Source organism: Pseudoalteromonas sp. APM04 (genome assembly GCF_022809815.1).
Taxonomy (GTDB): domain Bacteria; phylum Pseudomonadota; class Gammaproteobacteria; order Enterobacterales; family Alteromonadaceae; genus Pseudoalteromonas; species Pseudoalteromonas marina.
Window position 1 is genome coordinate 3,072,861 of record NZ_CP094441.1, and the last position, 13,678, is coordinate 3,086,538.

At 39.7% G+C, this 13,678-nt stretch carries 13 protein-coding genes and 1 tRNA gene; 3 read left to right on the forward strand and 11 right to left on the reverse strand.

The annotated features are described in order from the left end of the window. The first annotated feature begins 29 nt into the window (after nt 1-29). On the forward strand, nt 30-1,586 hold the full coding sequence (locus MTP24_RS14205; protein WP_243531811.1) for a hypothetical protein: 1,557 nt from the start codon (nt 30-32) through the stop codon (nt 1,584-1,586). 86 nt (nt 1,587-1,672) lie between these two features. Here the strand turns inward: MTP24_RS14205 and MTP24_RS14210 are convergent. The 3 genes from MTP24_RS14210 to MTP24_RS14220 all read right to left on the reverse strand — a co-directional run bounded on the left by MTP24_RS14210 (nt 1,673) and on the right by MTP24_RS14220 (nt 2,820). Continuing rightward, nucleotides 1,673-1,749: transfer RNA gene (locus MTP24_RS14210), tRNA-Ile, on the reverse strand. A gap of 285 nt (nt 1,750-2,034) precedes the next feature. Next, nucleotides 2,035-2,193: a YqaE/Pmp3 family membrane protein gene (locus MTP24_RS14215; protein WP_006791179.1), complete on the reverse strand. Its 159-nt coding sequence runs from the start codon at nt 2,191-2,193 to the stop codon at nt 2,035-2,037. Nucleotides 2,194-2,256: 63 nt separating this feature from the next. Continuing rightward, nucleotides 2,257-2,820 (reverse strand): BON domain-containing protein, encoded by a 564-nt coding sequence (locus MTP24_RS14220; RefSeq protein WP_006791180.1) that lies wholly within the window; start codon nt 2,818-2,820, stop codon nt 2,257-2,259. A gap of 319 nt (nt 2,821-3,139) precedes the next feature. On the opposite strand from MTP24_RS14220, the gene MTP24_RS14225 reads away from it, so the two are divergent. Continuing rightward, nucleotides 3,140-3,796, forward strand: coding sequence for a LiaF domain-containing protein (locus MTP24_RS14225; RefSeq protein ID WP_243531813.1), 657 nt, complete (start codon nt 3,140-3,142; stop codon nt 3,794-3,796). 55 nt (nt 3,797-3,851) lie between these two features. Here the strand turns inward: MTP24_RS14225 and MTP24_RS14230 are convergent, their stop codons facing one another. Beyond that, the gene (locus MTP24_RS14230; RefSeq protein ID WP_243531816.1) at nt 3,852-4,268 is read right to left on the reverse strand and encodes a VOC family protein; all 417 of its coding nucleotides are present in this window, start codon (nt 4,266-4,268) and stop codon (nt 3,852-3,854) included. A gap of 248 nt (nt 4,269-4,516) precedes the next feature. Here MTP24_RS14230 and suhB point away from each other — a divergent pair, with 248 nt between their 5' ends. Beyond that, entirely contained in the window at nt 4,517-5,320 is an 804-nt protein-coding gene (gene suhB / locus MTP24_RS14235) for an inositol-1-monophosphatase (RefSeq protein WP_006791183.1), read from the forward strand. A gap of 62 nt (nt 5,321-5,382) precedes the next feature. Here the strand turns inward: suhB and MTP24_RS14240 are convergent, their stop codons facing one another. The 7 genes from MTP24_RS14240 to queA form a co-directional block, all read right to left on the reverse strand. Next, complete coding sequence (locus tag MTP24_RS14240) at nt 5,383-6,192, reverse strand: transporter substrate-binding domain-containing protein (protein WP_243533733.1); 810 nt, start codon at nt 6,190-6,192, stop codon at nt 5,383-5,385. A 31-nt stretch (nt 6,193-6,223) separates the two neighbouring features. Further along, entirely contained in the window at nt 6,224-7,993 is a 1,770-nt protein-coding gene (locus MTP24_RS14245; protein WP_243531818.1) for a bifunctional diguanylate cyclase/phosphodiesterase, read from the reverse strand. 128 nt (nt 7,994-8,121) lie between these two features. Continuing rightward, the gene (gene secF, locus MTP24_RS14250; protein WP_006791186.1) at nt 8,122-9,075 is read right to left on the reverse strand and encodes a protein translocase subunit SecF; all 954 of its coding nucleotides are present in this window, start codon (nt 9,073-9,075) and stop codon (nt 8,122-8,124) included. Between the two features lie 9 nt (nt 9,076-9,084). Next, nucleotides 9,085-10,944: a protein translocase subunit SecD gene (gene secD, locus MTP24_RS14255; RefSeq protein WP_006791187.1), complete on the reverse strand. Its 1,860-nt coding sequence runs from the start codon at nt 10,942-10,944 to the stop codon at nt 9,085-9,087. Between the two features lie 19 nt (nt 10,945-10,963). Then, nucleotides 10,964-11,299 (reverse strand): preprotein translocase subunit YajC, encoded by a 336-nt coding sequence (gene yajC, locus MTP24_RS14260; RefSeq protein ID WP_006791188.1) that lies wholly within the window; start codon nt 11,297-11,299, stop codon nt 10,964-10,966. A 25-nt stretch (nt 11,300-11,324) separates the two neighbouring features. After that, the gene (gene tgt, locus MTP24_RS14265) at nt 11,325-12,452 is read right to left on the reverse strand and encodes a tRNA guanosine(34) transglycosylase Tgt (RefSeq protein WP_006791189.1); all 1,128 of its coding nucleotides are present in this window, start codon (nt 12,450-12,452) and stop codon (nt 11,325-11,327) included. A gap of 184 nt (nt 12,453-12,636) precedes the next feature. Further along, on the reverse strand, nt 12,637-13,668 hold the full coding sequence (queA, locus tag MTP24_RS14270; RefSeq protein ID WP_010556659.1) for a tRNA preQ1(34) S-adenosylmethionine ribosyltransferase-isomerase QueA: 1,032 nt from the start codon (nt 13,666-13,668) through the stop codon (nt 12,637-12,639). Nucleotides 13,669-13,678 lie beyond the last annotated feature (10 nt).

A 13,678-nucleotide genomic window follows, 5' to 3' on the forward strand; every position in this document is an offset into this window, starting at 1 on the left:
GGAAGGGGTGTTATAAAGGATGAATGCGCATGGATGCGATAGAGAATTTAGTGCTCAATGGGCACGTTGCAAATCAAAAAGTTCGAGCAGCTAGAAACAACGTACTTGCTTTAGGATTAAATAAATCGGAGTTAAATCAGCTAGTTGCTGAATTAGCGCTAGCCGCCACTGATTTAACTAATATGAATGAAAACGCGAATCTAGGTAAAAATTGCAATGTTGTGAATATTGCAGCTGGTACTGCTGATAGCCAGATAAAATTAAGCTCTCAGGTTATTACCCGACTACCGAATGAAACAAAAGATTTAAATATAAAAGAGTTTATTCAGACGTTTGAAGGAAAGCCTAAAGTGTTAAAAGGCTACCCTGGTATGTCAATCAAAGTATCGCGCAAAGAAAAAATCATTCAACTAAGAGATGATGGTGATGGTCAATATTTTAAGCTGATTTCATATCCGGTAGAGCACCAATTCACTAAGGAGGACATACAGACGATAATTGATGCTCATAAACGATTTATGGATAGACGAAAAGCCAAAATGCCATGGAGAGAGCGAGGTTACCTTCTAGGTGGTAGCTATCGTGAGTTGAGCACATTCCATGACTTGTTCGAATTTTATAAGGAATTAGCTTCAAAAAAACGTGCTGGTGCGATTAACCGTATTCAAACACGATATTTTTCTGGTCAATGGGGAGAGAAAATAATGGCCAACTACAGCATTGCAACATTCAGAACTGATTACTTAGACAGGTATGTTTCTTCTCGCCGTAAATCCGATCGTAATGAAATTATTAAAATGGTAAGAGCCGCTGTTAACAAAGCTAAAGCTAGTGAAAGTATCAAAATCAATGTTCAGGAATTAATCATGAGGGGGGAGCGCTCTAGGGCTGATAAAACAGATAAAACGATACCTAAGATGTCGACGTTAACTCAATTTATAATTGAAGCTTATAAGAGCGGTTACAACTCATTGGGACTAAAACTAATTATTCAGTTTATGGCATCGACTCGTGAGGCGAATACTAACGAACGGCAGTGGAGTCGCGTCAACTTAGATGACCTGTCTATTGAAGTGCCAACTCATGAAAGTAAAACTGGGTTTAGACGACACCCTATCCCTGAGCGACTAGTTGGTATACTAAGTACAGAAAAAAGTAAACAACAAAGGGATATGAACGTAACTAAGGATTGTAATGGTGAGCCCTTGTTCATGTTTGAAAGTCCATACAACCGCGGTAAGGTTGATACAACTCTAAACAAACAATTTCGCAATGTGAAAGCTAGCCTATTAGCTAAAAAGGAGCGATTAGGATCAACTAAAGAAGATTTAAAAAGCATAAGTAGCTTCACTCAGCACAGGATCAGAGATTTAGTAGAGCAGGCACTACTTGATGTTTCAGCCTCAGAAGGGCAAAAAGAAAAATGTTTGGGCCGTTTACCCAGAGAACAGGCAGAATCGTATGGAAATCACAGTATTGAAAAGCTCAGCGAATTGAAAGACCGCATGGTAGAGAAAGCAGAACTGGAATTCCCAGAGCTAAAAGCATTATTTCAACGTCTAATAGACAAAGAAATTGAGCAATGATAACTTATAGGGGTGTAAAAAAAGGTGTAAAAAAATTTCTGAATATACCTTAACTATCTGATATTAATTAAGTTAAAGGTTAAAAGTGGTGGCCCCTCCCAGACTCGAACTGGGGACCTAACGATTATGAGTCGTGTGCTCTAACCAACTGAGCTAAGGGGCCAACTTTATATAACTGCAAGGCAGTTAATTTTTGAAGCGTTCAGCCACAGAGCGACTAAAGCGGGTTGCAGTATAAAAACTTTTTTAGGGCTTGTCACTACCAAAAACCTTTATTTTAACAATCAATAAGCTAACTGCTTAAATTGTAATCTTTTAAAGAGTGTGAATGGGTAAATTTGGGGAGTTTTAGGAAAATAAAGTAAAAATGATTAAAAATAATATTTATTAATAGAATGCGCTGAGCGATATTTACTTACAACTGGCGTAAACATAGCTCAGCTGCGCATTATTTTTTAGCAATAATATAAATTGCATGTATTAACCCAGGGAAGTAACCCAATAGCGTTAATAAAATATTAATCCAAAAATGCATACCTAAGCCCACTTGTAAAAAAACACCTAGTGGTGGTAGCAAAACAGACAGTATTATGCGAATGATATCCATTATTTAGCTCCTTCAAACAGTTAAAAACAAAAAGCCCAGCAATGCTGGGCTTTGAGTATAACGTTATTCAGCTACGATAGATAAGTTATCTACCACATCACGTACGTCTTCAGCATTTTTTGCAATTTCGATTGCTAATTGCTTTTCCGCTGATGATTCAACTGAGCCGTTTAATGTAACAACACCATTATCGGTATCTACATCAATATCGGTTCCACCTACTTCAGAATCAAATAGGAAACGTGTTGTAATAACCGTGGTGATTTTAGCGTCCGTTAGGTCGTTATCATCATCCATCATTTTAGAATCTGTGTGTTTAGCGCTCATGTTTTTAACAACGGTTAGGCTGTTTTCAACGTCCATGACGCCATCTAGACTAAGTACAAGCTCTTCTGCTAGCTCTTTCTCTACTTCGCTATCAACTTTACCTGTAAGTACTACCTTGCCATTTGTTACATCAGTGTTTATGTCAAAGTTGTTTAGGTCTGTGTTCATAAGAAGCACAGTTTCTGCCTTGCCATCAATCCAAGCATCTTTACTTTCGTTTTCCCAGCTGTTTGCTTGTGCACCCATTGCTGTTGTACCAAGAACTAACGCGGCGATAATAGATTTGTTAAATGTTTTCATAATCTTTCTCCTTTTGATTAAAGACACTTTAACTAATGCGAACATCAAGCCAACTTTATTTACCATTAAAAATCATAAACTTAACGAGAAGCATAGACTCTTATAGGTTTAACGCATTCCCCTATTTACAGGCAAGTGAGTAAAACTTTCTCAAAGTGTGAAAATTACTAGATTATTGCTATTTTGGTTAATGTATCGTTAATATAACAACTAAACAAAAAGCCTTTAAAAATTAAACTATTGATAATAAACAAAATTAATTTTGGTATACGGTTTGCTAACTAGTTAACTAATTGCAAATACAATTAAGGAATGCCCCATGTCTGTAAAAGTTGAAGACCGCCCAATAGAGCAAGTACGCGAACAAGTGATTGATCAGTTAATTTATAACTATAGCCATGGCGTTATATCGGTTGAGGCATTTGAAAGACGATTAGACAAAGCAATGGATGCAAAAGACAATTCTGTGCTGCTTACGTTAGTAGAAGACTTAACACTTAATACCGACAAGCAATACAAAGCTGAAAAGCAATCGCAGTTTACGCCTAATTACAGTGCTCAACAAAATAGCGATGACGACATCACACTGCGCAGTATTTTGGGTTCAAACGAGCGAAGCGGACAATGGGTGGTTCCTAAAAATATTTACCTAAATAATTATATGGGCTCTGTGGTGCTTGATTTCACCGACGCTATCTTTACGCATCAAAACGTGACAATTCATGTTAATTGTATTTTTGGTAGCGACGAAATTTACGTACCCGAGCATGTTAATGTTGTGTCCAAAATGTTTTGTATTTTAAGCACGCTAGAAAACAAATCAGTAACGTTAAATAAGCGTCAAGGTCCTACTATTCATATTGAAGGCAAAGCGATACTAGGGTCGGTTGAAGTAAAGATAAAACGTACCATAAAAGAAAAGTTCATGAGCTTTGCAAACGATTTAAAGTCACAGCTAGGAGTCAGCAGTAAATAAGTGCAACTGTATTTGCTTTAATATGGCTGCTTTTGGCAGCCATATAGTGGTGGGCTTAAAGATCATTATTTCGTTCTGCAGGTATATCCGACAAGTACTCTACAAACTCAACTTCAAAGCCCGAAGGGTCTCTGAAGTAGATATTTTTTCTAAATGGGTTTTCATTGCCTTGCTTATGAACTGAAAAACCCGCTTTATTTAAACGAGACACCGTATTATCTAAATTAGCCGTCACGTAAGCAAAGTGAGCAAACCCAACTTGATGCCCTGAAAGCGATCTATTTTCACCCTCACCATGATCGCTCATTGCTATGTATTGCGTGTCGTCACCAAAGTGGACCCAACGCCTTGGTTTTCCATACCATTCACCCCGCCCTTCACTTCGTATTACCCAGTGGGGAAAAATGGCTTGGTAAAAGCGAATCATGGTACCAATGTTTTTAACAACTAAATTTACGTGTTCTAAATACATACTGTTTCCTTGTGAGTTAATTTAGACACACAATAAAACCTCAAGTTAACTTTAGGTAAAGCGCTTTTTTTAAATTTTTAGTGGGTAATTAAAAATACACTTTTGTTTTAATTAAATGTGCAACACTTTCAAGGCTGTACAAAAAACACTCACAAGTATTTAGGGTTTATTGTTTACTTTATGTCAAAAGTCGCTAAAATACGCCGGCTGAAAATACAAACGTTCTTTTACAACCCAAAGGTAACTCCATGCATCCAATGTTAAACATTGCGGTTCGCGCTGCGCGCAACGCAGGCAAAATTTTACTTCGCGCTGGCGAAGATTTATCAAAAGTTGAAGTGCAACAAAAAGGCGCTAACGACTTAGTAACTAATATTGATAAAGAAGCCGAAGCCGTAATCCGTGACACTATTTTACAGTCTTACCCTACTCACTCTGTTGTGGGCGAAGAACTAGGTGAACACAAAGGCAAGGATGATGATTACCAATGGATTGTAGATCCTATCGATGGAACAACAAACTTCATCAAAGGTATTCCACATTACGCAATCTCTATTGCACTTAAAGTTAAAGGTCGTTTAGACCAAGCCGTTATTTATGATCCGATTCGTGGTGAGCTTTTCACTGCATCTAAAGGTCAAGGCGCACAACTTAATAGCAAACGTTTACGCGTGAGTAAAACAACTGTTCTTGCTGGTACAGTTTTAGCAACGGGCTTTCCTTTTAAGCATAAACAACATACAGATGCATACACTGAAGCGTTTAAAGCGTTATTTGTTCACACTGCAGATATTCGTCGCGCAGGCTGTTCTGCATTAGACATGGCGTACGTTGCTGCTGGCCGTGTTGATGGCTTTTTTGAAATTGGCTTAAAACCTTGGCACTCTGCTGCAGGCGAGCTTATGGTTAAAGAAGCGGGTGGTATGGTTGTCGATTTTGCTGGTGGTAATAACTACAACCACAGTGGCAATATCATCTGTGGCGCGCCAAAACTGACTCAAGCTATTATTCGTGAAATTCGTCCAGTGTTAACTGAGTCGTTACTTCGCTAATAAATTGCTTTTACCAATATAATTGGTACAACAAAAAAGGAGCCTAGGCTCCTTTTTTGTTGTTAAAAATATGGGTTTATTAGCTTAATCTCTATAGTTTCCCATTTTGTATAAGGAAGGGAATTTAAATCTGTAGCAAAGTATTCATAAAATAACGCATCAAACTCGCCGTTTTGCTGCATTATTTTAATTCCCTGCTCAAGCGCTTTAGCCAACTCAGGCTTATCCTTAGACACAAAATAATATAGCGCTGTTGGGTAGCTAATATATAAATTAGGCACAATACGTAAATTTTTGTGATCTCGCTCTAAAAGCTCAGAATTGACTTCAATAAATGATCGCGGAAAGTAATCTATGCGGCCTTGGCTAGTAAGCGCAAACATGGCTTTTAAGTTTGATAATGGTCTCACGTTTAAACCGTTATTAACCAATATGCGCGTATCAGGCCAATCATGCCCCTGTACCGATCTCAGTTTTGATAATTGCTCAAGCGTTTTTATATCTTTAAATTTATCTAAATTCTGTTTATTTGTAACTAACGCTCTTTTGCCTATATACCCTTTGAACAATGGAATTTTAATGGCCGTGGCTAATGACTCTCGTTCAGGGCTGCTCATACTCCAAAATAAATCAAGCGAGCTATCATCAAGTGACATTAAATTGCGTTGCTGATGCGGGTGTACAGCAACACGTTCTATTTCGACAGGATACTGGGCTCTTATCAATGCCTTGGTTAGCATGTCATTGAGGTAATCATCACGGGCAAAATGCGCATGTTGATCTTTCGGAATTTTTACAATATTAACTTCGCTTGCTACAACACTTCCAATAAACAAGCTCACTACACATACGATACACTTTAATGGCAACATCATGATCACCTATAAGTAAATTACCTTTTTACTATTTGCTAATCGCTACTACTGGAGGCGCAGGGCGCCTTCGCTTGCATGTAAAAAGATAGCTATGACGAAATCGTTTGGCTTCTTTTTTCGCATCCGTTGCTAATGCTGCAACCTGATGGCTATTTTTGCACTGCTGTAAATCGGGTTCAACTAATCCTATTGATAAGGTAAGTAAAGGTACAAACTGCTTTTCACCTTCACGATTTGTAGCCCAATACCCTTTGCTAGCTATGTGATTGGGCGTAAAAAAAGCACGAGAACGATGTTCAAACTGTTCAATAATACGGTTACAAATACTTACCGCATCGCTTTGGTCAAAAACAACCATAAAGTCGTCACCACCAATGTGTCCTACAAAGTTAGCACTATTTGTACAGGCTTGCACTGTTACATCAGCCAATAATTTAATGACACTATCACCACTCGCGTAGCCATAAAGATCGTTAAACTGTTTAAAGTGATTCAGGTCAATATAAGCAAGATGAAATTTATTTTTATTACGTAACCTATGCTCTATAGCTTCGTTAATTGCAACATTGCCTGGCAACATTGTTAGCGGATTTGCATGTTGTGCGTGGCGAATTTTTTCTTCTGTTATATGTTTTAAAATGTCTCTTAGTGGCGCAAGCCCTAAATAATTGCCGCCTCTAGTAATAACAATATGGCGCCTAATATCGAAGTCTTGCTCAGTTATTTGCTTACTCACCGTATCTAGCTTTTGGTCTTCATCAACAATTAGGGGTTGTTTATCCATTAACTCTATAACAGGGCGCTTATCATAAAGAGCATGACCATAGGGTGCTGCAAATACCTCGGTAAGTTGGTCTTTATGTAGTAGGCCCACTGGCTGACCCTGTTGATTAATTACAGGTATGCTAATAATGGCTTTGTCTTGCTCAAAGAGTAAATGAGCGTCTTTGCATCGGGTATCACTTGCTATGGCCTTTTGTGGTTGGCTTAGCGCGCCAATCGCCATTGACTGGTCAAACTGATCACATAATTTAAATGTAAGTGCTTGTATTTGAGCAGAGCTAAAATCACGACTTGGTTGCAAGTTCGGTCGTTCAAATAAAAAACCTTGTACATTATTAATGCCTAAACTTTCAACCAGAGCGAGTTCCTCAGAGCGCTCAATGCCTTCTGCAATCACTAAGGTGTTTGTTGCTTTAGCTAAAACAATAATTGATTTTAAAAACTCCTTTTTAACCTCACTCTGATCGCAATGATCGATAAAATAACGATCTATTTTTACATAGTCAGGACGCAGTGCAGACCACTGCTTTAAGCCAGAGTACCCAGCTCCTAAATCATCAATTGCAATGGTAAAACCGAGCTCTCGGTAATGCGCAATGGTTTTAAGTAATAAGTCGTCGTTATCTACTTTGTCTTGCTCTGTTACTTCTATAACAACACGATTAGTCGCTAAACCAAACTGCTCGGTTAGGTGGCGTGTTTCGCCTTTTGGGTGGCAAGGGTCTAGTAGCGTTTTTGGACTCACATTTAAAAAAAGCTTACCTTGTAAATTTAGCTTAACAAAGTTTTCTATTGCCTTTGAGCGGCATAGTAGCTCTAGCTCAGAAATAAGGCCCTCTTGATGCGCAGCTTTAAAGAGCATATTGGGCATTTCTAATAAGCTCTTTTGTGGACCTCGACTAAGCGCCTCGTAACCAAGAATGAGCTGACCAGATATATCTAAAATAGGCTGAAATAACGTGGTTACTTCCCCGCTATCTAAAATAGCCTCTAAGGCTTGTCGTTGAAGGGTCACTACTGGCTCAATTATTATTTCAATTAGAGCAATAAAATAGCAATTCTGTATGACATATTTATTTCAAACTCCTATGTTATAGGCAATAAAAAACCGCTCATAGAGCGGTCTTTTTAATGCATTTAAGATTATGGCATTGCCATCGGATCTTGATCTGCACCTTCTTTTTCTATCACTTCTGGTATTAAATCTTCTTTACTTACTCCCATTGCAAGTGCAACCGAGCTTGCAACATATACAGAAGAATATGTACCAATAAATACACCAAACAATAATGCAGTAGCAAAACCATGAATGGTTTGTCCACCCCATACAAACAATGCAATCAATACCAAAATTGTGGTGATTGATGTAACAAGTGTACGGTTAAGTGTTTGCGTAAGTGAAATATCAATAATTTCAACGGTATCGTCGATGCGTACTTTTCGGAAGTTTTCACGAATACGGTCAGATACAACAATAGTATCGTTGAGTGAGTAACCGATTACCGCCAATATTGCCGCTAATATAGTTAAATCAAACTCTAAACCCAGTACTGAAAACAAACCTAAAGTGATAATTACATCGTGTAATAGTGCGCCTACAGCACCCACAGCAAAACGCCATTCAAAACGAAATGCAACGTAAATTAAGATACAAATAAGTGCAGTTAACATGGCTAGGCCACCCTGCTCTTTCAAGTCTTCACCGACACTTGGGCCAACAAACTCAATACGACGCATGACTACGCTGTCGTCCGCTTTTTTCAGTGCATCAATTACTTGGTTACCAATCACTTCAGCTTTAACATCGCTACCACGTGGAGCTAAGCGCACTAATATATCTTGGCTCGAACCAAACAGCTGCACTGATGCATCAGCAAAGCCATTTTCACCAAGTACATTACGCACTTTTTTAAGATCAGCCGGTTGAGAAAAACCCACTTCTACCGCGGTGCCGCCGGTAAAATCAAGACCAAAATTTAAGCCCTTCGTAAACATTGATACTATCGACGCTACAATTAATAGCGTAGAAAAGCCCATTGCCACTTTTCGAAGAGACATGAAACGAAGGGTTCTGCTACCCAAACTTAAAATTTGCATGTCTGCTCCTTAAATAGAAAGTTTATCAATGCGTTTACCACCAATAAATAAGTTGATCACCGCTCGGGTACCAACAATGGCTGTAAACATTGAAGTTAAAATACCAATAGCTAATGTAACGGCAAAGCCTGCAATTGGGCCTGTGCCCACAGCAAACAATATAACTGCCGCAATTAACGTAGTGATATTGGCATCAAATATAGTGCTGAATGCGCTATCGTAACCAAAATGAACGGCTTGTTGCGGGCTACGACCATCGGCCAGCTCTTCACGAATACGTTCAAAAATAAGTACGTTAGCATCAACCGCCATACCAACTGTCAGTACAATACCTGCAATACCCGGCAAGGTTAACGTAGCGCCTGGAATAAGTGACATTATGCCAACAATAAGCACCAAGTTGGCAGCAAGCGCTAAGTTAGCCACTAAGCCAAACCCTTTGTAATAAATAAGCATAAAGGCAAGTACAAACGCAAAACCAAGTGCAACCGCAGTCATACCTGCTTCAATGTTTTCTTGGCCTAAGCTTGGCCCCACTGTACGCTCTTCAACAATTTGAATTGGCGCAACAAGTGCACCTGCGCGAAGCAGTAAACTTAAGTTATGTGCTTCAGCTGGGTTATCAATACCTGTAATACGAAAAGAGCGGTCTAAACGAGCTTGAATTGTTGCCACGTTAATAACCTCTTCTACCTTAATAGGTGGAAGTGCTTTACCGTTTTCGTCTTTTTTACCTGATGGTTTATATTCAATAAATACCGTTGCCATGCGTTTGCCAATTGCACGCTTAGTAAAGGCATTCATTTTTGAACCGCCTTTGCTGTCGAGTGAAATGCTTACTTGTGGGCGTTGGTATTCATCTGCGCCAGATTGCGCGCCAGTGATATGGCTACCTTCAAGAATGATGCGTTTTTTAAGTACCACAGGGTAACCGTCGCGGCTCATGATCATTTCAGTGCCGGCAGGGATACGGCCTTGAGCGGCAGCGCTTGGATCGGCGTTTTCGTCTACTTCACGAAATTCAAGCGTTGCTGTCGCACCTAAAATTTCTTTAGCACGAGCGGTATCTTGCACACCGGGTAATTGCACAATAATACGTTCAGCACCCTGGCGCTGTACGTTTGGCTCTGCAACACCAATTTGGTTGATTCGATTACGAATGATTGTTTCGTTTTGCTTGATGGCGTAGTCACGAATCTCTTTCAGCTTTTGCTCACTCATGGTGGCAAAAAATGCATTATCGTTACTGCTGTCATCAATGTATACGTTAAGTGGGTAACGAGATTCTAAAAAGCGCTCTGCAGCATTTTTATCTTCTTCATTACGCATTTCAACACGCATACGGTCAGAGCCAGCCACGCGACGAACGCTGCGATAACGAAGTTTTTCTTCGCGTAGATCGCTACGGAAATCTTGCTCCATTTGCTCAAGCTGGTTATCAACCGCTGTTGCCATGTCGATTTCCATGGTGAAATGTACGCCACCACTTAAATCTAGACCTAACTTCATTGGATTTCCGCCAAGGGATTTTAACCAAAGAGGTTGAGCCGGCGCCATATTAATGGCTGAAATGTAATCGTCACTTAGCGAGTCACGCAATAAATCTTGTGCTTTTAATTGCTCTTCAACATTTTTAAAACGAACAAGTATTTGCCCGCCTTCAAGCTTGGTTGATTTAACTGCTACGTTATGTTTTTTAAGGGTTGCGTTTACTTTGTCTACTACACTGAGATCAACATCAGCACCTTTAGCGCCCGAAACTTGTATAGCCGGGTCACGGCCATACAAGTTTGGAGAGGCATATAAAAGGCCAATGGCAACCACAGCTAAAACAAGTAAATACTTCCACACTGGAAACTTGTTTAACACGGGGTCGTCCTTATTATTTTTATAGCGACTTCATTGTGCCTTTTGGCAATACAGCAGATACAGACGCTTTTTGAACTGTAACTTCTGCTTGCTCATTTAAAGAGATAACGATGAAATCTTTATCTTCTGCAATTTTAACAATTTTACCTACTAAACCACCTTGGGTTAGTACTTCATCGCCTTTAGCCATCGCATTCATTAAGCCTTTATGCTCTTTAACACGCTTAGCTTGTGGGCGGTAAATTAAAAAGTAAAAAACTAAACCGAAAATAGCTAACATGATTAGCATTTCCATGCCGCCACCGGCTGCAGGTGCGCCAGCTGATGCGTGTGCGTTTGAAATAAATAAACTCATAATACTTCCTCTTTAAATTTAAAGTTTAATTTTTTATATCTGCAAGCTCTGGCACTTCTTGGCCGCGGCGAGCGTAAAAATCTTTTACAAATTCTTCTAGTTTACCTTCGCTAATTGCATTGCGCAGGCCTTCCATAACACGCTGATAGTAACGTAAGTTATGTATTGTGTTTAGTCGTGCACCTAAAATTTCGTTACATTTATCAAGGTGATGTAAATAAGCACGCGAGTAATTTTTACACGTATGGCAATCACAATCAGGGTCGAGTGGACCGGTATCTGTTTTGTGCACTGCGTTACGTATTTTAATAATACCAGTGGTAATAAATAAGTGACCATTACGTGCATTACGCGTTGGCATAACACAGTCAAACATATCTATGCCACGACGTACCGATTCAACCAAATCTTCTGGCTTGCCAACACCCATTAAGTAACGCGGCTTATTTTCAGGCATTTTGTACGCACAATGATCAAGAATATTCATCATTTCGTTTTTAGGTTCACCAACTGATAAACCACCCAATGCATAGCCGTCAAAGCCAATTTCTTCTAAACCGGCTTGTGATTGTGCACGTAATTCTGGGTACATACCACCTTGAATAATACCAAATAACGCAGAAGGGTTATCGCCGTGGCCTTCTTTTGAGCGTTTAGCCCAACGAAGAGACAGCTCCATAGAGTCCTTAGCTTCTTTTTCAGTAGCAGGGTATGGTGTACATTCGTCAAATATCATTACAATATCTGACCCTAAATCACGTTGCACTTCCATTGATTTTTCTGGTGACATCATTATTTGGTCACCGTTTACAGGTGACTGAAACAAAACACCTTCTTCGGTAATTTTACGCATTGCGCCAAGACTAAATACTTGGAAGCCGCCTGAGTCAGTTAAAATTGGGAAGTCCCAATTCATAAAGTCGTGCAAATCGCCGTGCTGCTTAATAATTTCAGTACCAGGGCGAAGCATTAAGTGAAAGGTATTACCTAAACAAATTTGCGCACCTGTTGCTTTAACTTCATCAGGTGTCATGCCTTTAACAGTACCGTAAGTACCTACTGGCATAAATGCAGGTGTTTCTATTACACCACGGTCAAAAATCAAGCGGCCACGGCGCGCTTTACCGTCGGTGCGGTCTAATTCAAATTTCATATCATCCTCAATGTCGGAAAAACAGTCCAACAAGCTATAATTTAACCGCTCGATTCTACCCTTTTTGCACTGCTAATACTATTAGCTGCGGTAAATTCGCTCGTTATAATCATATGCAACTAAAAACCCCAGCAAGTATGCTGGGGTTGAGTGTTAGTTATATTTGATAATAAATAAAACAGCGCTATTTACGTGTTAAAAACATAGCATCGCCATAACTAAAAAAGCGATATTTTTGTTCTATTGCTGTGTTGTAGGCACCCATTATGTTGTCTTGTCCGCTGAACGCACTCACCAACATAATTAACGTTGACTCAGGTAAATGAAAATTAGTGACCATGGCATCAACGACATTAAATTGGTAACCCGGAAAAATAAAAATATCGGTATCGCCAAAGTAAGTATCTAATTTACCGCCATGTATTTTTGCAGCTGATTCGAGCGAACGCATAGATGTGGTACCAACAGCAATCACTCGCCCACCGCTCGCTTTAGTCTGTGCTACAGCGTCCACAACATCTTGTGGTACTTCAATGTATTCTGAGTGCATGACGTGTTCGTCAATGGTCTCTACACGTACCGGCTGAAATGTACCTGCGCCTACGTGTAACGTGACAAAGGCCATGTTTACACCTTTATTTTTAAGCGCAGCCATAAGCGGCTCGTCAAAATGTAAGCCCGCTGTAGGTGCTGCCACAGCCCCTGGTTTTTCACCATATACTGTTTGATAACGTTCGCGGTCAGCTTCGTCATCTGGTCTATCGATATAAGGCGGTAACGGCATATGGCCAATATCGTTAAGTGTGTCGAGTACATTTTTGCTGTGATCAAATTCCAGCTCAAATAAGGTGTCGTGACGGGCAATCATAGTGGCTTTAGCTTTGCCTTCTAAAATAACCTCATTGCCTGGTTTTAATGATTTACTTGCACGAACATGAGCAAGCACACGGTGTTCATCCAATACTCGTTCTACAAGTACCTCAACCTTACCGCCCGATGCTTTTTGGCCAAACATACGTGCTGGTATTACTCGCGTATTATTAAAAATGAGTAAGTCGTTTTCGTTAACTAGCTCAAGAATATCACTAAATACTTTATGGCTTATCTCCCCTGTTGGACCATCGAGGCTTAATAAGCGGCTACTCGTACGATCTTTTTTTGGAAAGCGAGCAATTAATTCATCGGGTAAGTCAAAACTAAAGTCAGCTACGCGCATAGTTGGTAAT